Genomic DNA, 23,235 nt, shown 5'->3' with positions numbered 1-23,235 from the left:
ACTAATTGTAGTTTGTTCCATAGGGCTAAAAGATAATAAGCGATCAAACTTAGCTTATTGCCAGTATGCTTTTAGCCATGGACTGGGCTTGACATGACGGTACCATTTACCACCGCCGCCATTAATAGCGTCTGGTGGGTTGATCTCACCATGGAAGACAACGATTTTTGCGCCCTTAGGTAGGATCGGTGCGCGTAATAAGTTAAAAGGGATCGGTGCAACACATTGATACTTAAAGCTAACACACCAGGTTTTATCCCAATACTCTAGATGGTGGTGCTCACGCAAGTAGTTAGAGAGATAAGCTTGTTCATGGCGAACTTGCAGACGAATAGTCTCAAAATTACGCTCAAAGCTATCGAGTAGGTCAGGGTAGGTGTCCATGCCCACATTGAAACGATAGACAGAGCTGTTACCAATCATCCGCCATGGCTTTTTCCAGTCACGAATGATGACCACGCTATCCTCATACTCAGCCTTGTGGGTAAAGAAGCCGTCTATATTATCAACGATCACAATATCAATATCTAAAAACAGGGCGGTACCTTTAAGATCATACAGATCGTGCTTAAAGGTAGTTAGTTTTTTCCAACCGCGTTCAGGACCTGGTGGTAAATTAAGCTCAGGTATCGGATAGCATTGTATAGCAGGATCAATGCCAGTACTGTCGTCGGTCAAGCAGACCATCTGAAAGTCTAGCGTTAGATGTCGATTGACCATATTATATAGGCGGTTGACGTACTCAGGTCCATACTTGTCACCCCATTTCATACAGATAATATAGCGCTGCTCAGGCGTACTGCTATCTGTTTGAGTTTGGCCAGTCGATGAGGTTTCAGTTACGTCAGTTGCCATGGTACGCTCGTATTGATGGGAATAAGGAGTTAATGATTTAAAAAGCCAGAAGGCTTAGGAATACTACAAGGCTTACAGATAGGAGTATTATTAGTATGGCTTAAATTATTGATATGCCTAGACATTCAAATATTTATTATTTGTGAATATTCACTATGTACATTGTATTACCAATTATCATAGTCTACGTTATTTTTACTGTCGTCGTGGCCAGATTGAGCCGAGGATTTAAAATGACTAACCCGAATAAAATCTGCCAGCGCACTTTCAGTGGTATTGTAAGGATTATTTAAGCCAGGTATATGCTTAAAGCGCCGATAACCCCACATATAATGACTGAGTCTGTCCTCGATCATCTGCTCCATGGCTTGATTTAAGGCATGGGTAGAAGTCGCCGCGTCACGATCATACAGCGCAGGGTTATCGAGTTTATAGCAAAATATATCGAAACCACAGCCATCATCACGGCGAATACAAGACACACCGACTAAGGCGCATTTGGTTTTGCTAGCCAGTTTCGAGGCCAAGGTACTGGTCAAGGTTTCAACCCCAAAGAAGGGCACGATTACGCCGCCTGAAGGGTCAGGGACATGGTCAGGTAGGACAATGCTAAAGCCGCCTTGCTTAAGAGTCTTAAAAATAGCTTTGACGCCGCTACCGTCGGTCGGTACTAAGGTTGCGTTAAGTCGCGCTCGGCCCTGTAGTATAAAGTCGTTGATGACCTTACCTTTAACGGGCTTATACATGATGGTAGGTGAGCCAAACTGATTAAGCCACGCATTCATCATCTCCCAGGTACCTAGGTGCGGCACGATGGCTAGCATGCCATTGGGATTGGCCAATCCCTCTAGCAAAATGTCTTTATTATGCACGTCACGAATTTGTGCGATGCTCCATTTAGGCGGCATGGCCCAGCTTTTCATGGACTCGACGCTACTCAGACATTGATGCCTGACGATGTCTTTCATTATAGTTTGTTTTTGGGCAGCAGATAAGGCGGGGGTGATTAGCGCTAAATTAATATCAATAGTACGCACGATACTGAGATTGGGTAGTAACACCATTATCCAAGCAACAAAACGTGCCAATATCTGTAACACAGACAATGGCACGACTTTAAAAATATGAAACGGATTCATGGCTGCTCACATGATAATGAGTCATATGGTGATAGGACACAGTGCCGTTCTTTATATTGCAAAAATCTGCAATACAAAGAACTTTGGTTTAAGGTGTCCCATTGTAGATTTTGATTACACCATAACAAATATCTGTGCATAACTAGACCATTTATTGGGCAGGTTTGTTAGTGTCAGCCTGCACTTTTTCACGCACACGGATACCAAGCTCACGTAGTTGTCTGCTGTCAACTTCAGCTGGCGCTTGGGTCAATGGACACTCTGCTGTTTTGGTTTTTGGGAATGCTATCACATCACGAATGGAGCTGGCATCTACCATGAGCATAATTAAGCGATCTAAACCAAATGCCAAACCACCATGCGGCGGCGCACCAAATTTCAAGGCGTCCAGCAAGAAGCCAAACTTATCTTCGGCTTCTTGCTCGTCGATACCCAGGGCTTCAAATACCGCTTTCTGCATCTCAAGCGTATTGATACGTAAGCTACCGCCACCGATTTCAGTACCATTCAGTACCATATCATAGGCGATAGAAAGAGCCGTTGCTGGATTGTCTTTCAATTCTTCAACTGAGCCTTTAGGCTTGGTAAATGGGTGATGCATTGAGGTCCATTTGCCATCGTCAGTTTCTTCAAACATTGGGAAGTCAGTCACCCATAGTGGCGCCCACTGACAAGTAGCCATCTCAAGATCAAGACCAATTTTTTGACGAAGCGCACCCATTGCATCATTCACAACCTTGGCTTTATCCGCACCAAAGAAGATAATATCGCCATCTTGGGCGCCAGTGCGTTCAATGAGGCTAGCAAGCACGTCATCAGTCATATTTTTGATGATTGGTGATTGTAAGCCTGACTCTTTATCCACGCCATTGTTGATGTTACTGGCATCGTTGACTTTAATATAAGCCAAACCACGTGCGCCATAGATACCAACAAACTTAGTATATTCATCAATTTGCTTACGGCTAATGGAACTACCATTAGGAATACGTAGCGCTGCCACACGGCCTTTAGGGTCGTTAGCAGGGCCGGCGAAGACTTTGAAATCAACGCTTTGCATAAGATCTGCGACATCGACCAACTTCAATGGAATACGTAAGTCAGGTTTGTCTGACGCATAGTCACGCATGGCCTCGAAGTAAGTCATCCGCGGAAACTGCTCAAATTCAACGTCCAACATGGTCTTAAATACGTGCTTAATGAGACCTTCGTTGATATTCATGATCTCTTCTTCGTTAAGAAAAGAAGTCTCAATATCCACTTGGGTAAATTCAGGCTGACGATCGGCACGCAAGTCTTCATCGCGGAAGCACTTGGCAATTTGATAATAACGATCAAAACCTGCCACCATCAACAGTTGCTTAAATAACTGGGGCGACTGCGGCAAAGCAAAGAAGCTACCCGGACGCGTACGCGAAGGTACGAGATAATCTCGAGCGCCCTCAGGAGTGGCCTTGGTCAGAATAGGGGTCTCAACATCCAAGAAGCCGTGATCGTCTAAATAACGGCGAATCGATGAAGTGGCTTTGGCACGAAAGACCATGCGATCTTGCATTTGCGGGCGGCGCATATCAAGATAACGATACTTCAGGCGTAGTTCTTCTGAAACCGTGGTGTTCTCATCATTTAGCGGGAACGGCGGGGTTTCAGATTTAGCTAGGACTTCAATTTCTTTGCCTAATAGCTCAACTTGACCACTGGTCATATTGGCGTTTTCAGTACCCTCGTAACGGCGACGAACGCGGCCAGTAATTTTAAGTACATATTCAGGACGCACAACATCAGCAATAGCAAAGGCTTCTGGGGTATCGGGATCCACAACTACCTGTAGAATACCGGCGCGATCACGCATGTCTAAGAAAATCACCCCACCGTGATCACGGCGACGATGTACCCAGCCGACGATACTAATGGTTTGCTCTAACAAGCTTTCGGTTACAGCCCCGCAATATTCGTCCCGGTATTCGCTGTGCATCATCATTTCGCTTTGCGTCATAATATAATTTTCCAGTTATCAGCCCAATTCAAAGTACAATAATGCTGCCATCGTTATCTGTTTTCAACCAAAGTTATCTGCTTTCGGCCAATTTAGCGACAGTCGGCAGGGCCTATGAGCACCAAAAATTTCAGCGCTCATTCAGTACTCATTCAGTGTTAATTCAGTACTAAAAAATAAGGCCCGCTTGGTTAATAGTGCAATCTCATTGGCTATGGGCGTTGTTACTTTGAGGAGTACTAGCATTCATTAATATCCTTAATCGATGCCCTCAAAAAATAGCATATACAACGCATTCAAGACAAACAGTCATCACGTTGGCGGCATAAAAATAGATGTAAACGCATATTATGCCTAAACTGCCTTTGTTATACAACTATACCAATAGATTCAAAACCTAGAAATACGATGTCAGCAAGCTATCTTTCAGCAAAGTTAGTCACTGATTAAATATTATCTCCATGCTTGAAAACCCGCGTTACTGCGCGCATATCAGGATGACGTCTATAACATTATTCACAAAAATTATTGATAAAAGACGGCCATCATTTTAATTATTAAAGGAATTATTTTTATGCTATTTCATCCTCCTAAAAACCCTGTTGAACTCAAAGTTATGCATCTTAACAAGACCCAAGCGCAACGCCGCCAAGATGTAATGGAAGCCACGCAAGGCAAAGCGGCACTGAAACAGCTCAAAAAAAGTATGGCCAAACAAGCCAAGCAAGCGTCAAAAAATAAAGCCAAAGGCAAACACGACAACCAGCAAGTCTTTGTACTCGACTTTGATGGTGATATTAAAGCGACAGCGGTCAAGCACCTACGCGAAGAGATTAGTACGCTAATCAGTACCGCTAATAAAGGTGATGAAGTGGTCGTCCGCCTCGAATCAGGCGGTGGTTTGGTACATGGTTATGGGCTAGCAGCAGCGCAGTTGGCTCGCCTAAAAGAGGCGGGTTTCAAACTGACAGTATGTGTCGATAAAGTCGCTGCCAGTGGTGGCTACATGATGGCTTGTGTGGCGGACAATATCGTTGCCGCGCCATTTGCAATTATTGGTTCTATCGGTGTGGTGTCGCAATTACCCAATTTTCATAAATGGCTCAAAAATCACGATGTTGATTATGAAATGTTTACCGCAGGCGATTATAAGCGCACCGTAACCGTGTTCGGTGAAAATGATGATGAAGACCGTGCCAAGTATCAAGAAGAGCTGGAACAGACCCATCAATTATTTAAGCATTTTGTGAATACTTATCGTCCAACTCTTGATATAGATAAAGTCGCTACCGGTGAGCATTGGTATGGTGAAGATGCATTGGCTCTTAACTTGATCGATAGCCTGCAAACGTCTGACAGCTACATTTTAAATTTGATGGACAATAATGAAGTCTATGCGTTACATTCACGCCAAAAGCCAACCTTGGCAGAGAAGTTAGGGCTGTCGCAAGCGGCTGAAGCCACGCTCAGTATGGCAGTTGATAAATTACCTGATGCTCTAATGCGTTTTGACTTCAATAGTCGCTTAAACATCTTAAAGTAATAAGTTTAAGCATTAAGCATTAAGCATTAAGCATTAAGCATTAAGCATTAAGCGCTATTCTCGTGGTTAAGATGTGATTATAAATATTGATTTATGTCATTATCTTCAGTAAGTTAATCAGAACTCTTAAAGGCGTGGCCTAGCCGGTCGCGCCTTTTTGCTGCTTCATAATAGTGAGTATGCTATAAATAGACAGCTTTGAAGCGATTAGACCCGTATTAAGAAGACAGGATGTCGGCGTTATGTATGATAAAAATTGGCGGCAGACCAAAAGGACGGCTGATTGAACGACATAATATGTCTTTTGGCGTCGGGGAGTAGGCTGCTATTAAGCAGGCAAAAAAGTCTGGTTTTTATCAGCAATATAGCTTTAATAATTAAGATATCTCATTTAAAAATCAGCAACTAAAAATATCCAACAAGGAAGAGGAAGTTCACTATGTCTACAGCATCCACCCTAATGTTTACCGCCACCCCACATGGTCAAGCCATGCATGCACAAGTCAAAGACTTTATTGCCACTTATATTGAGCCGATTGAAGCCCAATTTTGGCAAGACTGCCATGAACAAAATCCTGATGGCAATTGGCGCAATTGGCAGTGGCCAGAAAAATATGAGGCACTGCGTACGCAAGCGCGCGAGGCGGGGCTTTGGAATTTATTCTTGCCAGACGATGAGCTAGGTGCTGGGCTATCAGTGACGGATTACGCGCCCATTGCAGAGCTGACAGGACGCAGCTTATTGGCGCCGTATGTCTTTAACTGTAATGCACCGGACAGTGGCAATATGGAACTGTTGTGGCGCTATGGCACTCAACAGCAGCAAGATCAGTGGTTAACACCGTTATTGGCTGGTAAGACTCGCTCGGTATTTTGTATGACTGAGCCTGATGTGGCGTCCAGTGATGCCACCAATATGCAGGCAACTGCTGTGGTTGCAGGTGATGAAATCGTTATCAACGGTAGTAAATGGTGGTCCTCTGGTCTTGGTGATCCGGCGGTTAATCTACTGATTGTGATGGCTTATACGCCTGATGACAGTAAAGACCGCCATCATCAACACTCCATGGTATTAGTACCTGCTAACACTGCTGGGGTTAAGATTGAACGCATGCTAAAAGTATTTGGTGATTATGATGCCCCGCATGGTCATGGCGAGGTCAGCTTTACCGATGTGCGTGTGCCGGTTACCCGTTTTATTGGTGGGGCGGGGATGGGCTTTGAGATTGCCCAAGGCCGTTTAGGGCCAGGCCGGATTCATCATTGTATGCGCTGTGTTGGCGCGGCCGAAAAGTCATTAGAGCTTGCCATTCATCGGGGCATGAGTCGTACTGCCTTTGGCAAACCTCTACTACAACTAGGGGGCAATCTAGAACGCATTGCTGAAGCCCGTATTAAGATTGACCAAGCCCGTCTACTAACACTATATGCGGCGCAAAAAATGGACAGCCAGGGGACTAAAGCGGCATTGACTGAAATATCAGCGATTAAAGTAGTGGCACCTACCGTATTACAAGAAGTGGTCGATATGGCAATTCAAATCTATGGCGGTATGGGTGTCTGCCAAGATACCATGCTACCGAGCTTTTTTGCGCAGGCAAGGGCGCTACGCTTAGCGGATGGCCCTGATGAAGTGCATAAAACCATGATTGCCAAACTAGAGCTAAAGCGTCAAGGCTTCAGTCGTCCTTCTAAGCCTAAAGCGTAATGAACCAGCAATTAAAATAGCCTAAGTAAAAAATAATATGCTAAATGATAAGGAGCATCGCATGGCAAATGATAGTGACACTGAGAACAATGCTATCAACGATAGTGGCAACAGCAACAGCAACAGCAACAGCAACAGCAATAACGACACTGATATTAATACTGACATTAATACTGATAAAAAAGTCACAGTAGGTGACCAGGTACAAGATGAGCAGGTACAAGATGAGCAAGCACGAGATCAGCAAGTACTAAACAAGTCCTTGAATGAGTTATTAGATAAAGGGGGCGCTATTCGTGATGGCGAAGAACTCGATGCCCAAGCTGTCAGCCATTGGCTGCGTGGCCAAGGTGTTGAGGTAGTTGGCGAACCTACCGTTACCCAGTTTTCAGGTGGCGCATCAAATTGGACATATCGTTTACAGTATGACAGTCAACATGAGGGCCAAGACCTAATATTGCGTCGCCCACCCAAGGGTACCAAGGCCAAATCTGCTCATGATATGGTGCGCGAATATACCGTCCAAAAAGCACTTGCCGATGCCTATCCTTATGTACCAAAAATGCTCGCACTATGTACTGATGAAGCGATTATTGGCGCTGATTTTTATGTTATGGAACGTATGGCCGGTATCATTCCACGTGCTAATTTGCCCAAAGGTATTGATTTTGACCCCGCACAAACCCGCGAATTATGCACCAATGTCATCGATGCTTTAGTTGAGCTACATCAAGTTGATTATCAGGATCATCCTGATCTGGTAGCGCTAGGTCGTGGTGACGGCTATTGCGAGCGGCAAGTAAGTGGCTGGGATAAACGCTATGTCAAAGCAAAAACCCCTAATGTACCAAGCTTTGCACTAGTACGCCAATGGCTCACTAAGCATACGCCTGCTGATAGTAGTACCTGCGTTATTCATAATGACTGGCGCTTTGACAATGTAATTTTGGATGCTGATAACCCGACTAAGGTGATTGGGGTGTTAGATTGGGAAATGGCAACCATTGGTGATCCTTTAATGGATTTAGGCAGTGCCTTGGCTTATTGGATTGAAGCGGATGATAATAGCATTATGCAGCAATCGCGCCGTCAGCCGACCCATCTAGAAGGGATGATGACCCGCGATGAAGTGGTCGACTATTACCTTGAGAAGACTGGCTTACAGATTGATAACTGGACCTTTTATGAAGTGTTTGGCTTGTTCCGCTTAGCCGGTATTGTGCAGCAAATCTACTATCGCTACTATCATAAGCAAACCACTAATCCGGCCTTTAAAAACTTTTGGATTATCGTTCATGTCTTACACGCCAAATGCCTCAAACTCATTGCCAAGTATGAAGGGGATGCGTTGTTTACCAGTCATGTGCAACCCCACCTGCAAGATATGGGTGTTGATGCGGCGACTATTGAAAAGTTACCAAGCCCGGTACAGTCAGTCATTAAAGGTATTTTGCCAAAAAGCTATTTTGATGCGACACCTAAATAGTGTCAGCATTTTACGGGGCAATACTCTTGCGCTTAAGGTCTTAGACTATAAGCATTATGACAGTAGCTAGCATTCTAGCTACCAATAGACGTTTTACAAATAAGTAAATCAAGAATAGCTAACCTAAAACTAGGCAGTATCACTATGACAACCATACTTTTAGCCCGCCATGGTCAAGCATCATTTGGACAAGAAAATTACGATCAGCTCTCAGAGTTGGGTGGAACACAAGCGCGTCTGCTCGGTCAGCATTACGCGACTACCCAGCGCCGAATCGATGCTATTTTTACCGGTAGTTTGCTACGGCAACAGGATTCTGCCCGCTGTTTTTGGGAGGCTTATCAGCCATCAGTAGCTGGTGGTGCTGAGTCATCGATCATAAATATTGAAGCGCCTGACAGCTATGTGTTGCCGGTTTTTGATGAGTTTAATCATAAAGATGTGTTTATCAAGTCTGACCCCGCCTTTATCAGTCGGGCTGTGGTTGCAGCTGAGCTGGCCAAAGCTGATGCCCCAAACACCCGCCTAGCTGAGCTGTTTGATCGTGCTATGCAGCGCTGGCATGCAGGTGACAATGATACGGATTATGTGGAAAGCTGGCCGCAGTTCAACGTCCGTGCGCAGCAAGCGCTGGAGCAGGTGCGCTCACAAATAACAAATCTGAGCCACTTAGAGCGAGATAGCACGGTGCTGGTCTTCACTTCAGGGGGTGTTATAGCCGCTATTACATCGCAGTTATTGCAACAGGGCAGTCAAGTCGCTTATCAGCTTAATAAAAGTTTGGTTAATACTGGCGTTACTGCGATCACTCTAAAAGATCAGTCTGCGCGCTTATTATCAGTAAATGAATATAGCCATCTATTCGCTGATGGCAAGCGGTTTGTGACTTGGCGATAAGCTGACCGACGATAGTAAGAATAAAAAGTTGGTCTTTAATACATAACCGTACTTATGTATAAAAACATAAACCTTATAATGGGTTGTTTTTAGCAAGATGTTTTTAAACAGCAAAATGCTTTCAAGACGCTATAAACTGGGTTTGTAGCGTCTTATTCTTTTTTAATTTTGATATACAAGGGACTGCCATGCAAAATAAATTAATGAGCCTAATGACCCAAACAGCCAGACAAGGTAAAGAACAAGCATTTAGTGCCATTCAGCCTGCACGCTACTTAAAAGGCTTGGGCAAACAGCAAGTGGGCCGCGGCAAAACGGTTTTGATTACTGGTGCTAGCTCAGGACTAGGCGAAGGCATGGCCCGGATATTCGCAAAGTTAGGCTACAATTTGGCAATCTGTGCACGCCGTGCCGAACGCTTAGAGCAACTTAAAGCGGAGCTCATGGATCGCTATCCTGAGGTTCGTATTGAACACCGCGTTTTAGATGTTAGTGACTATGATGCTATATTTGAAGTATTTGATGCGTTCAAAGCGGACTTTGGTCATATTGACCGGATCGTAGTGAACGCCGGCGTTGGTGACAGTCGCCGCATTGGCAAAGGGCGTTTTGAGATTAATCGCCACACGGCTGAGATTAACTTTATTTCAGCCTTAGCGCAGTGTGAAGCGGCAATGCAAATATTCCGGGAACAAAACAGTGGTCATCTAGTGGTGATATCGAGTATATCAGCGATGCGGGGTCTGCCCGGTCACATAACTACTTATGGGGCCAGTAAGGCGGGCTTGGCGTATTTAGCAGAAGGTATCCGCGCTGATATGCTGCTTACCAAATTGCCTATTAAAGTCTCTACTATCTATCCGGGTTATATTCGTACTGAGATTAATGAAAAAGCCCAAAAACTGCCGTTTGAAGTCGATGCGGCTACTGGTACTACCGCTATGGTGGCAGCGATTGAGTCCGGTGTTGAAGAAGCTTCTGTACCAAGCCTGCCATGGTCAATCGTGGGTCAAGCTATGAAGCGTTTACCATTAAGTATGGTTAATAAGATCAGCTAAGCGGATTGAACATCGACTCACTGATATCGCTAGACTTATCTTACTGTGCAAATATTACTGTGCGAATGCTACTGTGCAAATGCTACTGAAATTAAGACCATAAAAAGCCCTCTATATTGTGATGTGGAGGGCTTTTTTGATGATTTATTATCGATAAAACACGACAGTTGAATAAACAGTCTTAACCATGATCTGCTAGATGCTGTTCACGCAACTTTTGACGTAGCACTTTGCCGATATTGTTCTTTGGCAGTTCAGTAACGAACTCGATATACCGGGGACATTTATAGCCCGTTAGATTATCCAGCGCAAATTCTTTAACCGTCTCTTTGGTGACCTTGTTATCTGTGCGAACGATATAGATTTTGACCGCTTCACCTTGGCGCTCATCAGGAACACCGATTACTGCACAGTCAACAATGCCATCGCAGTCCAGCATCACCAATTCAACTTCATTCGGGTAAACATTAAATCCCGAGACCAAAACCATATCTTTTTTGCGATCTAGTAAGGTAATGTAGCCCCTTTCATCCATACTGACGATATCGCCGGTACGAAAGTAACCGTCTTTGGTAAAGCTATCACTGTTATCACGATTGAAATAGCCAGAAGTCACGTTAGGGCCTTTAATACACATTTCGCCCGACTGATGAGCACCAACGCGCTCGTTATCTTCATCAATCACAATGACATCAACGCTAGGACCTGGAATGCCTATCGTGGCGTTAAACTTACGGTCAGTGACCACGTTTGCTGTTCCTACGGCCAACCCTTCAGTCATTCCCCAACCTTCAATCATAGGGCAGCCAGTAACCTCGAGCCAGCGCGCTGCCGTCTGTTCAGTTGCTGCCATCCCACCCGCTTGAGAAATACGCAGTGACGTGAAGTTCAGCTGTTTAAATTGTGGCTGATCAAGCAACTCTTTAAACATAGTGTTAACGCCAGGGAATATATGAAAAGGTTGCTTGGATAAAGTTTTGATAAATCCTGGCATATCGCGCGGGTTAGGTACCAATATAAAGGTATACCCTGAACGCATGCTTAACAGGCTAAGCATAAAGGCGTAAGTATGATACAGCGGTAACGCCATAATCATATTGATATAGACTTCATTAATATTTGAAGTAACAGGACGGTACCATGCTTCGGATTGTAGGCCAGCGGCCACGATATTGCGTTGGGTTAAAATCACCCCTTTGGGTAGGCCGGTCGTACCACCGGTATATTGCAATATGGCTGTTTGCTCTAAGGCCATTGTTGGTTGTTGAAACGTTAAGTCTCTACCCATTTTAAGCACGTCAGGGAACTTGGTCACTTCATGCTTAGGATCATTGAGCTTATATTTAGGCACTAAGCGTTTGACTTGACGAACAATGGTGTTAACCAAAATTCCCTTTAAGCCCATCATATCGCCCATTTTTGACAGGACAATACGCTTAATAGGAGTCTCATCAACCACTTGCTCAAGTGCTTGGGCAAAATTATCAATGATAAATATAATTTTAGCGCCGGAGTCATTCAGTTGATGGCGCAATTCACGGCCCGTACATAACGGATTGATAGGGGTACAGACGTAGCCTGCGCGCAGGATGCCAATCATAGTTGGCAAGTACTGGGGTACGTTTGGCATCATTAGCGCTACGATACTACCCTTGGGAATACCTTGTGCCTGTAACCATGCCGCTACCGCAAGCGATGCTTCATCAACCTCGTTATAACTATGAGTAACATCCATACAAATACTCATAGGCTGCCAACGGAAGCGATCAAAACACTCCTCGTATAGCTCCATCAAGCTACCATACTTATCAGGGTCAATTGTTTTAGGTACAGTGGTAGGATAATAAGCCAGCCAAGGTTTATTCACTATCATTGTCCGCGTCCTCAAAATTTAATAATTAATACTGGGTAAGGTGTTATAAAGAAGCAGTCCTGCCTATGCTAATAATACGAATCAGCGCTGACGTGCTGAGTGCGATACCATTTTTATTCATTGACGGACTGCTAGGGTCTGGCTATGTTATATCATTATTGCTCATTTATTAAACAACTTTAACAATTCAACATACAGTTATGTTTACATACTGCTGATCGAACATTATTAACTGAAGTTTTATTAATTGAAGTTTTTATTGACTAAAAGTTAAGATAAATATGACTATGTATTCTAGCAAGATACTAGCATAGCTATAACCAAATCGCGTGTTAGTATGCTGTAACTGAACAGTCTATGTAAAAATAACACATAGTTTTATAGACGAATTTTAATATGGGTAGCCGAGGGCTCACTGAAGGCTAACTAATTGACAGAAAAATAATATTTACTCTCTATAAAATAGATAAATGAGCAAGCAAGGCCAGCCGTCAACATAAGAGTAAGCATCAGTATTGTACGGATGACAAAACTTGCACCTATTTATAGTGAATGGCTTATAGTGAATGGCGCTGAGAAGCGCTCGCTGCATACTTGAATATCACAAAACCTGGGTATAGGATTGATACTAGTAGGGGTGCTCCCAATAGGGGTACCACTATGCGTATAGTCAAGACTAGTGTTTATCAGCCGCGGTCATTGCTCACTAGCATGATGCGTGATGGCTTGCTGAATGCTATCATGTAGGTCTTGTGGTACTCGAATCAGTCGTATTGGTGCAGCGCTAGCAACTACCGTAGGCGCCACTGAATCCTGATTGGATGGCTGTACTGATGGAGTAGGATTTATCTGATTTTGGACGCAGGCAATAACGATCTTAGTACTGCTCAATAAGGTATTGGTAGACTTGGATTTATCTACTGACTTATTTTCTGCTAATATACGATGAATGCTTTGATAAAATACAATACTAGCAGGTTTTAGTTCAACCTTATCAATACGTACCGAAATCACTTCATCTAAAAATATAGCCTGATGATAGTTTAGCTGCGCCTCACTCACCACAAAATGTTGCACTTGACCATCTGTGGTCTGTAAAAAATAGCCATTTAATCCGAGTTCAGTAAACCAATCACGTCGGCAGTTCTCAAAAAACACTAAATGATTGGCATGATAGACTATGCCACCAGCGTCAGTATGGTTGATGTAAACATGATAGTTGGTAGCAAATAGTGGCGTGGTCATAGTTTTAGTTGCCGATGCTGCATTTGCAGGCGAGTTTGTCGTTGTTGTCATTTTAGGGGTTTTCATAAAATTACTCGATAAAAAACAGTGCAGGTTGTTGTGATAGTAATAAATTATCATTCTACTGTAGCCTAACCGTCAAAAGCACGCAACAAATAGACCGTTTTAGGTCCATAATCATTTGTATATCTTGTAGCCATTCATATGTTCGAATTAGCACCGTATTCAAATCACCTAGTATAGGATAATGTATGACCCGTTTTGTCTGTTTTAATATCAATGGTATTCGTGCTCGCCAGCATCAGCTTGAGGCGGTACGTGACATAATCGATCCTGATGTGATGGGTCTACAAGAGACCAAAGTCCATGATGAGCAATTTCCTCTCGAAAATATTGAAAGTTTAGGCTACCACGTCGAATACTTTGGCCAAAAAGCGCACTATGGGGTAGCACTGGTCTCGAAAGTTGCGCCTATTTTTGTACAAAAAGGCTTTCCTGGTGAAGATGAAGAGGCACAAAAGCGCTTTATTCATGCGCGGTATGTGCTACAAGGGCGCGAGATTGATGTGCTCAATGGCTATTTCCCGCAAGGGGAGAGCCAAGACCATCCGACCAAATTCCCGATGAAACGCGCTTACTATGCGGATTTGACGGCGTATATCGATACCTTAAAAGCTGAAGGCCGCTCGCTGATTATCATGGGTGATATGAATGTCGCCCCAGAAGATATTGATATCGGCGTTGGCGAGGTTAATGCCAAGCGCTGGCTAAAGAATAGAAAAACCTCGTTCTTACCCGAGGAGCGTGAGTGGTATGACACCCTTATGTCGCGTGAGCTGACAGACACCTATCGTCTGCATTATCCAGAGAGTACCGAGCTATATAGTTGGTTTGACTACCGCAGTCGTGGTTTCGATGACGATCCTAAGCGCGGCTTACGGATTGACCATATTTTATGCACCCCAGATTTAAAAGATCAATGTGTTGATGCCGGTATCAGCTATGAGCTGCGTGCGATGGAAAAACCGTCTGACCATGCCCCGATTTGGTCAGAATTTGACTTGAGCTAACAACTTAAACCAATACCTTAAGCTGAGCATGCTATTAACGATTTTATTGCTAATGAAGCATTGCTAATAATCTAATAAATAATGCTAAAAATTAATTAACAAGGATCTTGCTATGGCTGTTGGAAATGTCGCGGTACCCAGTATAATTTATGCCATCGACGGTATTAAGCTTAGTGCCACTGCAGCGGGCGTGCGCTATAAAGACCGTGATGATTTGGTCGTGATAGAAATTAATGATAGCGCTACTACGGCTGTGGTCACTACTAAAAATGCTTTCTGTGCGGCCCCTGTGCGAGTATTGCGCGAGCATTTTGCGCTGGCCAGTCCGCGCTATTTGGTGACCAACACTGGTAATGCGAATGCGGGTACGGGCGCGGATGGTAAACGCCGAGCCGCAAATATCTGCGCGGCACTGGCTAATAAAGCGGGGGTGGATACTCATACTGTGCTGCCGTTTTCTACCGGAGTCATTGGCGAGCCGCTAAATAGCGACGCGGTAATTGCCGGATTAGATGTGGCACTGGCCAACTTAGCGGCAGACAACTGGCTAGCCGCGGCAAATGGTATTCGTACTACTGACACTATACCCAAGCTTGCCAGCCAGCAGTTACAGATTGACGGTACTGACTACCATATCACGGGTATCTCTAAAGGCTCAGGAATGATTCGCCCTAATATGGCAACCATGCTTGGTTATGTCGCCACCGATGCCAATATCGCCGCCGATTTATTGCAAGAAATGCTCAGTGCTATCAACGAGCAATCTTTTAATCGCATTACGGTCGACGGTGACACCTCTACCAATGATTGCTGCGTGCTGATAGCGACGGGCACTGCCAATACGCAAACAATCGATAGCACGGATCATCCGCATTATCAGCCATTATTTACAGCCTTGACTGAGGTCTTTGTACGCTTGGCCCAATTGATTGTCCGTGATGGTGAAGGGGCAACGAAGTTTATTACCGTTAATGTTACCGGCGGTAAGACCACTCAAGAATGCTGCGATGTGGCTTATGCTGTCGCTCATTCACCCTTGGTCAAAACCGCATTTTTCGCTAGTGATGCCAATTGGGGCCGCATATTGGCAGCCGTTGGTTATGCTGGTGTTGAAGACCTCGATACCGAGCAGATCGATGTCTCATTAGATGACGTGCTGATTTGTCAAAATGGTGGGGTTGCTACTGATTATACTGAAGCTGCAGGCAAGTCGGTCATGAGCCGTCCTGAGATTACTATTCGTATTGATTTAGCGCGTGGTACCGCAAGCGACACCGTCTATACCTGCGATCTGTCCTACGATTATGTCAAGATTAATGCAGATTATCGCAGCTGATCCATATATTTCGCTATACAGACGCTTAAGTTCAGTTGCAAAACCTGACGTTAAGTTACAAAGCAGTCACAGAGGCTAAGGTTTCAAGCATCTTATACTGGTGGTAGTACAATATTAAACAGTAGTGGCGATACTTGGCCAATCTTTGGCTAGGGTTCAATACTGCTGTCATGACTGCCTGATTTGCTCTGAGCACGAATAAGTGACTTTAATAAATCGCTCATATCTAATAAAGCGTGTAAATAAAGTACCTATAAGTAATTTAAGCAATTTAAGTAATTTTAATCAGTGCAGACCGGCAGTAGTGATTTAATGGTAATTAACTGAGGATAGATGAATGAAAAAATTAGCAATTGCAGCAATGGCCACCACTTTTGCATTAGCGGGCTGTTCTACCATGGCCTTGGATGATGAGCGAGACATGGTCGTTGAAGGCCAAGCCGTTAGTGTTAAAGTCGTTAGTATTCCAAGTTTTGAAGTAGAAATTGCACCACGCAAAGCTATCTGTGAAATGATGGACACCGGTGGCAATAAGATTGAAGCCGAATGCCTACAATACCGTCAGACCTATCAGAAAAACTACAATACCTTGACAGGTAATATCCAAGGCTTCACTTATGAGCCAAATTATCGTTATGTACTAGATGTGCGTCAAGAAGCGGTTGCTGATACTGACTCTGGTATGGTGAAGCCAGTATGGTTACTAAACGAAATTGTTTCAAAAACTGCTGAGTAATTTTTGATTCACGTGGTTTATAGTATCTAGTTTATTGAGCTTTGCAAAAAGCCAGTAGCAAAAAGGCCTCTAATTCGTTAGAGGCCTTTTTTATGGTAATAAAGTAGTGCGCCTGTATTAGATTAGCACTGACTATACTTCACGCTAACGCCTTGGCTTGCGGTGGGTATACGGTTATCTGCATAGACTGCAAGACCGCCCCGGGAGGTTTCTTTATAGCTGTCCAACATATCAGCGCCCGTTTGTTTCATGGTCTCAACGACTTTATCAAAAGACACAAAGTGTTGTCCGTTACCACGGCAGGCAAGCCGTGCCGCATTAACTGCTTTTACAGCGCCCATCGCATTGCGCTCTATACAAGGCACTTGTACCAAACCGCCAACCGGATCGCAGGTGAGACCTAGATTATGCTCGATGCCTATTTCAGCAGCATTAAGACACTTGGCAGGATCGCCACCTAAAATTTCAGCCAACGCCGAGGCAGCCATCGCACAGGCGGAGCCTACTTCTCCTTGACAGCCTACTTCAGCACCAGAAATAGAGGCGTTTTGTTTGATTAAGCTACCAATAGCGGTGGCATTCAACAAAAATTTGCGGGCACCATCTTGACTGTAGCTCGACAAGAAATCGCGATAATAGTGCATGACTGCAGGAATAATGCCAGCAGCACCATTGGTTGGTGCGGTCACTACGTTACCACCATTGGCATTTTCTTCGTTGACCGCCAAGGCATACAAGTCTATCCAATCCATCGCGGCGAGCTTATCAGTTTTTGTGATGGGTTGATTTTTCTCAGCGCACAGCTGTAAATGTAATGCTTGGGCGCGGCGTTTGACATCCAAACCGCCGGGTAATATGCCGCTGTTTTGACAGCCTCGGATCACGCAATCTTGCATTGCATCCCAAATGGAATCCAAGTAGGCAAAGATGTCTTTTTTATCGCGATAATGGCATTCGTTAGCCAATACCAAGTCACTAATGCTTAAACGGTGCTGACGACACTGTTCAAGAAGTTCTGCGGCACTATTAAAGGGATAAGGAATGACATTTATAGTCGGCGTGCCATGATCTTCATCTGGATTGTCAGCATCTTCATCATTGATGACAAAACCGCCACCCACTGAGTAATAGGTTTGTTGATAGTTTTTGTCATTTGCTAACAGTGCTCGGATGGTCATGGCATTAGGATGGTACGGTAGGACGGTATCACCATACCAGTGGATATCGCGCTCGGTATCAAAGGCAACAGTATGACTGCCTGCTATGTGCAATTGTTTATCAGAAAAAATAGGCGCAAGATATTGGCTGGTTAAACGCGTATCAATAGTGCTTGGGGCGTAGCCTAGTAAGCCCAATAGTATGGCAGTGTCGGTAGCGTGACCTTTACCGGTTTCGGCTAAAGAGCCATATAGTTCAATTTCAATACCCTTTATATCGGTCAGCTCGGCTTGCTTAAGAAAAGAGGCTAAAAATAAATTAGCTGCCACCATTGGGCCGACAGTATGCGAGCTTGATGGGCCTATCCCGATTTTGAATAAGTCAAATACACTAATCATAATAAATTACCAAAAAGAAGTAAAAGTGAGTAAGCGCTATCACACAGCCTAGACTAGGCACCTGTAGCACAAATGTGAAAGGCAGCAATAGGTAACAGGCACCGCTAATGGGTGAATCTGGAGCATCGTTTATGGAAATATTTAAACGTGGTAATACAGATGACGGGTGAATAATAGCTGTTGTTTATTATTAAATTCCGTTATGATGCTCGGCATCAACGCTTATGTAACATCCTGTAAGTAGTCGTCGCTGTAGAATACCGTAAGGCGCGAGCAACTAAAGCGGTACGTTCAGTAAAACATATCTAATCAGATACGGCCAGTAAAACATAATATTTTTATAAAAATCTTTCTGCTGGATTTTTTTGTTAGATAAATGAGCTAATATAACGCGATATGTCAAATAGGGTAGTATTGGTTCGCACTATTTTTCATTGGCCTGTTATTATTAATGTAAGCTACATAGGACAAGTGTGTATGGCAACTCCATCAGATAAACAGTCCCAAGCAGAACCTCGCTCTCCAACAGCCCTAGATGCCGCGGGTATTGATTCGGCTACCATGAGCTTGCCGCACAATCCAGATTTTGAAAATGGTCGCTGGTTCCCGACTTGGCGTCCCTATGGTGGTGATTTAGATCGTGATCCTGTTGGCATCAATGAGTATTTACCGCCATCAAAAAGTATTTTATTGGGCGTGCAACACACTTTTGCGATGTTTGGGTCTACGGTACTTGCACCCTTGTTGATGGGCTTTGATCCCAATATGGCTATTTTAATGTCCGGTATTTGTACCGTGATGTTTTTTATAATTACTGGTGGGCGCATGCCCAGTTATTTAGGGTCAAGCTTTGCCTTTATCGGTCCAGTCATCGCGGTGACCGCTTATGCTGGGGTCGGATTTAACAGTAACCTGAATGTCGCTTTAGGCGGCATTATGGTATGCGGTATTATCTATGCTTTGGTGGGCTTGCTGGTCATAAAGACGGGAACCGGTTGGATTGAACGTTTGATGCCGCCTATTGTGACCGGTGCGATCGTGATGATTATCGGGCTTAATTTAGCACCGGTGACTATCCAAGGGGTGTCGGCTAACCAGTTTGATGCTTGGATGGCGGCCTTGACCGTATTGCTTATCAGTGGGGTGGCGGTATTTACTCGCGGTATGCTGCGGCGTTTATTATTACTGGTGGGCTTGATATTATCGTATGTTGCTTACTACGTGATGACCAATATTATGGGCTTTGGGGTGCCGATTGACTTTAGCGCTATCCAAGCAGCCTCGTGGTTTGGGTTGCCGAGTATTCATGCACCGCGTTTTGAGATGAGTGCGATTATTTTAATTGCGCCAGTCGCCTTTATTTTGATTGCCGAAAATTTAGGACATTTTAAAGCGGTCGAAGGCATGACCAAAGCTCGGGTAACCCCTTATATGGGTCGAGCGTTCTTTGCTGATGGCTTGGCCACGACTTTTTCAGCAGGTTTTGGTGGTACTGGTGTGACTACTTATGCTGAGAATATTGGCGTAATGGCAGTGACCAAGGTGTATAGCACGACCATATTTGTGATTGCAGGGGTGGTCGCTATATTATTGGGATTGTCGCCGAAATTTGGCGCGATTATTCAGACTATTCCACCGGCACTATTAGGCGGGGCATCTATCGTGGTGTTTGGTTTAATTGCCATTGCTGGGGCAAAAATATGGATAGACAGTCATATTGATTTTAGCAAAAACAGTAATTTAATTATTGCTGCAGTCACTGTGATTATGGGCACTGGTAACTTCAGCTTGCATTTAGGCGGCTTTGACTTAGGGGGTATTGGCACCGCTACTCTCACTGCGATTGTGCTTAATGCTTTATTTAATCGTCAAAAGGACTAAGCCATTAGCGTTTTGAACAGAAGGCTCAAGGAAAGTATAGCCAGAGCAATTGAAGATAAAAATATAAATTTCATAACGATTTAGTAAGGTTTTTAGCAAACAGACCATAGCAAACAGATAATAGCAAAAAATCGCTTAGTAAATAGCCAAAATACCTTTAAATGTTATAGTACTGCTGGTATAAGCTTTTTGCAGCCTCTGTCTGCGTAGGCACAGCAAGCAAGAAAAACGTATGCCAGCAGTACGTTATGTATCGATATCACTTTTCATTGACTCCAGCAAAAAGCCAGTGACTTTGAAACTCTTAAAGTCACTGGCTTTTCTTTGTCAAAATCCTACTGAGAATCGTATTCATAATAATTTTTTCAATCTGTTCTCACGATATTGAGTGAATACTGTATGAATGGATAGCCTTCGTTTTATCGTTAGTGCTATTTGTATTTTCGCTTATAAAACCGTGCAAAAAATCGATAGCGTCTTAGGGCGCGTGGCTTGGGTTTGAGAGAGCCTGAGTAGATAGCAAACATGGTCAACAGCGCGCCGCTCCACTGTAAGGTATTGATGGGTTTATCCAACCAGCTATAGTCAATGAACAAGGCAGCAATAGGCTCAGTCAATAGCAGCAAACCGGTCAGTGTTAAAGACAGCTTGGGAATAGAGTAAGCAATCAGTCCCCAAGCCAAACATTGCATTACCGCGCCATAGATAAGCACCCAACCAAACTCAGACCAGGTATTGGGCAATATATGGCCCATATCAAAGACAAACATCGGCACAATCATCGCCAATACCCCACCAATACTGATTAGCTGCATCAACACAAATATTGGTGTCGGCTCAGTGTCGTGGGTTTTACGAATAAAAGTCATGGACGCCGCTAGCATGGCACCGGAAACGATGCCAGTAATGAAGCCCCAAGTGGCGGCAGTATTTTGAGCAAATTCAGGGCTACCAATCATCGCCACTCCCAGCATGGCCAGACACAAGCTGACCAGCTGTAAAATAGATTGGCGTTCATTAAAGTATAAAAACCCAATAGCGGCTAAAAAGAAAATTTGTAAGCTATTAAGTAAGGTCGAGATGCCAGGACCGACGGCATAGATGCTTTCGTGCCACAAGGCTAAGTCTAGCCCTAAAAACACCCCTGATAATAAACCATAAACGATAGCGCGCCTTGAACGGGGCAGGCGCTGGCCAGTTAGTTTGGCCAATACTGCAAATATCATCCCTGAAATAGCAAGTCGCCAAAACGACATCGCCCAACCACCAATATCGACATGCGCGACAATCAGGCTGCCTAAGCCGAAAATAATACAGCCAATAAGTAAGCCGGTAGACGCAGAGTGTGATGAGGAGACAGCCATAAGCTACCCTTGTAGTTGAGTAATGAACCACTTAAAAAAGCCGACATTGTAGATTCTTTGACCCAAAATCTAAATGCTCTCGGGAAAATATAGGGTTCATAATAAGGTGTTTTTGAATGGGATTGGCACTATCAGAATTAAAGTATAGTGAGCATCACGTTATGGTTTGGACTCGTTGCTAACACTGGCTATATAACGCTGTTATATTCTTACAGGATTAATATTGGCGTCGCCCTCACTATTTGTTAGTCTAGCAGGTTGTAACGGCGACCAATAATAAATAATACTGTCTCACTTTAAGTTTGCGATTACCCCGTTTGTTAGACTCTTTCATCTGTAATATTTAATGTACAACATATGCTATTGTTTTTTAAATCCTTTTAGCTTAGGGTTATTTATGCCACAACGCTTTATATTAACATCACAATCACCGTCGATATCTCATTTACATCTGAAGAAAACATCGAGGTTAGGTTTGACGCTTGGCACTTTATTAGCGGCCATGGTTGTACTACCGACGGCCCACGCAGCCAGCTGTAAACCACCTAAAAGTTATTATAAAAATGTTTCCTGTACGGCCAGCAGCAGCTACTTCTTAGCTATAAAAGACTTTGGTGCACCTGTGGCACTAATTGATAACAGCGGCAAAAAGAGTATTGATTTAACACGCTACCAAAGAGTCGACGCCAACAAAATAGCCAATGGCCTATTACCAGTCCAACGTAACAGTCGTGTTGGTTATGTGAATATGCAAGGTCGCGAGGTTATTCCTACTATCTATGACATGCTAAATGAGGCTGGCGGCAAAAACTGGGCTCGTTCGGTCTCTGACGGGCGCATTATAGTAAAAAAAGGCGGCAACTACGGGATTATTAGTACCTCTAATGAGACTATTCTGCCATTCTCAGCGGCAATTAGTGACATTGATAACTATCGTAGCGGTACCGCTCGCGTTCGTAAGAATAAAGTGACCAGCTGGGTGGATAAAAATGGAAAAGTAATCGACAACCTGAACGGTAGTGATCGGCTATCAGCCTCTGATAGCAAGCCATCTTCTAACCGACAATCTTCTACCCAGCAATCTTCTAACAATGCGGCGGCCACTACTTTATCACCGCCAGCACAGGCAGGATTACCAGTATCTGATGGCTTTACCACCTTACTACCGTATCAGCAAGATGGCAGATGGGGCTTTGTTGACGATAATGACGTTACTATGATTACCTATTCATTTAATGAAGTGCGATCTTTTTCTGAAGGCTTAGCCGGGGTACGCGTCAATAATAGTTGGGGTTTTGTCAATTTAGGGGGTGAGCTGGTGATTCCTTTCCGTTTCGATAACAGTCCTTTGATAACCAATGGTAACTACAACGGCGTGCCTTCTTTTGTGTTTAAAGACAATAAAGCATGGATTGGCAGTCTAGAGAATGGCAGTAAAATGTGCATCGATACAGCAGGCACGAGCGTTGGTTGTGACTAACGAGGCCGTTAC

The 23,235-nt window shown here is 44.0% G+C and carries 17 protein-coding genes; 10 read left to right on the top strand and 7 right to left on the bottom strand.

What is annotated here, in order from left to right:
* Nucleotides 1-54: 54 nt before the first annotated feature.
* The 3 genes from H4W00_RS09475 to aspS form a co-directional block, all read right to left on the bottom strand.
* Complete coding sequence (locus H4W00_RS09475; RefSeq protein WP_209959140.1) at nucleotides 55-771, bottom strand: glycosyltransferase; 717 nt, start codon at nucleotides 769-771, stop codon at nucleotides 55-57.
* Nucleotides 772-1,022: 251 nt separating this feature from the next.
* Complete coding sequence (locus H4W00_RS09470; protein ID WP_209957599.1) at nucleotides 1,023-1,994, bottom strand: lysophospholipid acyltransferase family protein; 972 nt, start codon at nucleotides 1,992-1,994, stop codon at nucleotides 1,023-1,025.
* A gap of 151 nt (nucleotides 1,995-2,145) precedes the next feature.
* Nucleotides 2,146-3,972, bottom strand: a complete 1,827-nt coding sequence (aspS, locus tag H4W00_RS09465; RefSeq protein ID WP_209959137.1) for an aspartate--tRNA ligase — start codon at nucleotides 3,970-3,972, stop codon at nucleotides 2,146-2,148.
* 571 nt (nucleotides 3,973-4,543) lie between these two features.
* Here aspS and sohB point away from each other — a divergent pair.
* The 5 genes from sohB to H4W00_RS09440 all read left to right on the top strand — a co-directional run bounded on the left by sohB (nucleotide 4,544) and on the right by H4W00_RS09440 (nucleotide 10,682).
* Nucleotides 4,544-5,533, top strand: coding sequence for a protease SohB (gene sohB, locus H4W00_RS09460; RefSeq protein ID WP_334685004.1), 990 nt, complete (start codon nucleotides 4,544-4,546; stop codon nucleotides 5,531-5,533).
* A 460-nt stretch (nucleotides 5,534-5,993) separates the two neighbouring features.
* Nucleotides 5,994-7,241 carry an acyl-CoA dehydrogenase family protein gene (locus H4W00_RS09455; RefSeq protein WP_209959134.1) on the top strand — a complete coding sequence of 416 codons (1,248 nt, stop codon included), beginning with the start codon at nucleotides 5,994-5,996 and terminating at the stop codon, nucleotides 7,239-7,241.
* A 61-nt stretch (nucleotides 7,242-7,302) separates the two neighbouring features.
* Nucleotides 7,303-8,727: a phosphotransferase family protein gene (locus H4W00_RS09450; RefSeq protein ID WP_334684935.1), complete on the top strand. Its 1,425-nt coding sequence runs from the start codon at nucleotides 7,303-7,305 to the stop codon at nucleotides 8,725-8,727.
* Between the two features lie 144 nt (nucleotides 8,728-8,871).
* The gene (locus H4W00_RS09445) at nucleotides 8,872-9,624 is read left to right on the top strand and encodes a histidine phosphatase family protein (protein WP_209957594.1); all 753 of its coding nucleotides are present in this window, start codon (nucleotides 8,872-8,874) and stop codon (nucleotides 9,622-9,624) included.
* Between the two features lie 188 nt (nucleotides 9,625-9,812).
* A complete protein-coding gene (locus H4W00_RS09440) occupies nucleotides 9,813-10,682 on the top strand; it encodes an SDR family oxidoreductase (protein WP_209957591.1) in 870 nt (289 codons plus the stop codon).
* Between the two features lie 181 nt (nucleotides 10,683-10,863).
* Here H4W00_RS09440 and H4W00_RS09435 read toward each other — a convergent pair whose 3' ends face one another.
* Nucleotides 10,864-12,555 carry an AMP-binding protein gene (locus H4W00_RS09435; protein WP_209957589.1) on the bottom strand — a complete coding sequence of 564 codons (1,692 nt, stop codon included), beginning with the start codon at nucleotides 12,553-12,555 and terminating at the stop codon, nucleotides 10,864-10,866.
* A gap of 696 nt (nucleotides 12,556-13,251) precedes the next feature.
* Nucleotides 13,252-13,866 (bottom strand): hotdog domain-containing protein, encoded by a 615-nt coding sequence (locus tag H4W00_RS09430; protein WP_209957587.1) that lies wholly within the window; start codon nucleotides 13,864-13,866, stop codon nucleotides 13,252-13,254.
* A 185-nt stretch (nucleotides 13,867-14,051) separates the two neighbouring features.
* On the opposite strand from H4W00_RS09430, the gene xthA reads away from it, so the two are divergent.
* The 3 genes from xthA to H4W00_RS09415 all read left to right on the top strand — a co-directional run bounded on the left by xthA (nucleotide 14,052) and on the right by H4W00_RS09415 (nucleotide 16,942).
* Nucleotides 14,052-14,870, top strand: coding sequence for an exodeoxyribonuclease III (gene xthA / locus H4W00_RS09425; RefSeq protein WP_209957585.1), 819 nt, complete (start codon nucleotides 14,052-14,054; stop codon nucleotides 14,868-14,870).
* Nucleotides 14,871-14,982: 112 nt separating this feature from the next.
* Entirely contained in the window at nucleotides 14,983-16,206 is a 1,224-nt protein-coding gene (gene argJ, locus H4W00_RS09420; RefSeq protein WP_209957584.1) for a bifunctional glutamate N-acetyltransferase/amino-acid acetyltransferase ArgJ, read from the top strand.
* Nucleotides 16,207-16,543: 337 nt separating this feature from the next.
* Complete coding sequence (locus H4W00_RS09415) at nucleotides 16,544-16,942, top strand: DUF4377 domain-containing protein (RefSeq protein WP_209957582.1); 399 nt, start codon at nucleotides 16,544-16,546, stop codon at nucleotides 16,940-16,942.
* A gap of 122 nt (nucleotides 16,943-17,064) precedes the next feature.
* Here H4W00_RS09415 and H4W00_RS09410 read toward each other — a convergent pair whose 3' ends face one another.
* Entirely contained in the window at nucleotides 17,065-18,498 is a 1,434-nt protein-coding gene (locus H4W00_RS09410) for an L-serine ammonia-lyase (RefSeq protein ID WP_209957580.1), read from the bottom strand.
* Between the two features lie 477 nt (nucleotides 18,499-18,975).
* Between H4W00_RS09410 and H4W00_RS09405 the strand changes: the two genes are divergently transcribed.
* Nucleotides 18,976-20,379 (top strand): solute carrier family 23 protein, encoded by a 1,404-nt coding sequence (locus H4W00_RS09405; RefSeq protein WP_209957578.1) that lies wholly within the window; start codon nucleotides 18,976-18,978, stop codon nucleotides 20,377-20,379.
* A 431-nt stretch (nucleotides 20,380-20,810) separates the two neighbouring features.
* Here the strand turns inward: H4W00_RS09405 and H4W00_RS09400 are convergent, their stop codons facing one another.
* Nucleotides 20,811-21,743, bottom strand: coding sequence for a DMT family transporter (locus H4W00_RS09400; RefSeq protein WP_209957576.1), 933 nt, complete (start codon nucleotides 21,741-21,743; stop codon nucleotides 20,811-20,813).
* A 397-nt stretch (nucleotides 21,744-22,140) separates the two neighbouring features.
* On the opposite strand from H4W00_RS09400, the gene H4W00_RS09395 reads away from it, so the two are divergent.
* On the top strand, nucleotides 22,141-23,223 hold the full coding sequence (locus H4W00_RS09395) for a WG repeat-containing protein (protein WP_209957574.1): 1,083 nt from the start codon (nucleotides 22,141-22,143) through the stop codon (nucleotides 23,221-23,223).
* Nucleotides 23,224-23,235: the final 12 nt, after the last annotated feature.

The organism is Psychrobacter sp. PL19 (assembly GCF_017875835.1).
Classification (GTDB): Bacteria; Pseudomonadota; Gammaproteobacteria; order Pseudomonadales; family Moraxellaceae; genus Psychrobacter.
Note: the sequence above shows the minus strand (reverse complement) of the source record. Positions and strands in the feature narration are given on the sequence as shown.

What these genes read in the sequence shown, in the direction of transcription:
- argJ (WP_209957584.1), top strand. Translation starts at nt 14,983, where the DNA reads ATGGCTGTTGGAAATGTCGCGGTACCCAGTATAATTTATGCCATCGAC.
- H4W00_RS09410 (WP_209957580.1), bottom strand. Translation starts at nt 18,498, where the DNA reads ATGATTAGTGTATTTGACTTATTCAAAATCGGGATAGGCCCATCAAGC.
- H4W00_RS09415 (WP_209957582.1), top strand. Translation starts at nt 16,544, where the DNA reads ATGAAAAAATTAGCAATTGCAGCAATGGCCACCACTTTTGCATTAGCG.
- H4W00_RS09435 (WP_209957589.1), bottom strand. Translation starts at nt 12,555, where the DNA reads ATGATAGTGAATAAACCTTGGCTGGCTTATTATCCTACCACTGTACCT.
- H4W00_RS09455 (WP_209959134.1), top strand. Translation starts at nt 5,994, where the DNA reads ATGTTTACCGCCACCCCACATGGTCAAGCCATGCATGCACAAGTCAAA.
- H4W00_RS09450 (WP_334684935.1), top strand. Translation starts at nt 7,303, where the DNA reads ATGGCAAATGATAGTGACACTGAGAACAATGCTATCAACGATAGTGGC.
- H4W00_RS09475 (WP_209959140.1), bottom strand. Translation starts at nt 771, where the DNA reads ATGAAATGGGGTGACAAGTATGGACCTGAGTACGTCAACCGCCTATAT.
- H4W00_RS09470 (WP_209957599.1), bottom strand. Translation starts at nt 1,994, where the DNA reads ATGAATCCGTTTCATATTTTTAAAGTCGTGCCATTGTCTGTGTTACAG.
- H4W00_RS09430 (WP_209957587.1), bottom strand. Translation starts at nt 13,866, where the DNA reads ATGAAAACCCCTAAAATGACAACAACGACAAACTCGCCTGCAAATGCA.
- H4W00_RS09440 (WP_209957591.1), top strand. Translation starts at nt 9,813, where the DNA reads ATGCAAAATAAATTAATGAGCCTAATGACCCAAACAGCCAGACAAGGT.
- aspS (WP_209959137.1), bottom strand. Translation starts at nt 3,972, where the DNA reads ATGATGCACAGCGAATACCGGGACGAATATTGCGGGGCTGTAACCGAA.
- xthA (WP_209957585.1), top strand. Translation starts at nt 14,052, where the DNA reads ATGACCCGTTTTGTCTGTTTTAATATCAATGGTATTCGTGCTCGCCAG.
- H4W00_RS09395 (WP_209957574.1), top strand. Translation starts at nt 22,141, where the DNA reads ATGCCACAACGCTTTATATTAACATCACAATCACCGTCGATATCTCAT.
- H4W00_RS09445 (WP_209957594.1), top strand. Translation starts at nt 8,872, where the DNA reads ATGACAACCATACTTTTAGCCCGCCATGGTCAAGCATCATTTGGACAA.
- H4W00_RS09405 (WP_209957578.1), top strand. Translation starts at nt 18,976, where the DNA reads ATGGCAACTCCATCAGATAAACAGTCCCAAGCAGAACCTCGCTCTCCA.
- H4W00_RS09400 (WP_209957576.1), bottom strand. Translation starts at nt 21,743, where the DNA reads ATGGCTGTCTCCTCATCACACTCTGCGTCTACCGGCTTACTTATTGGC.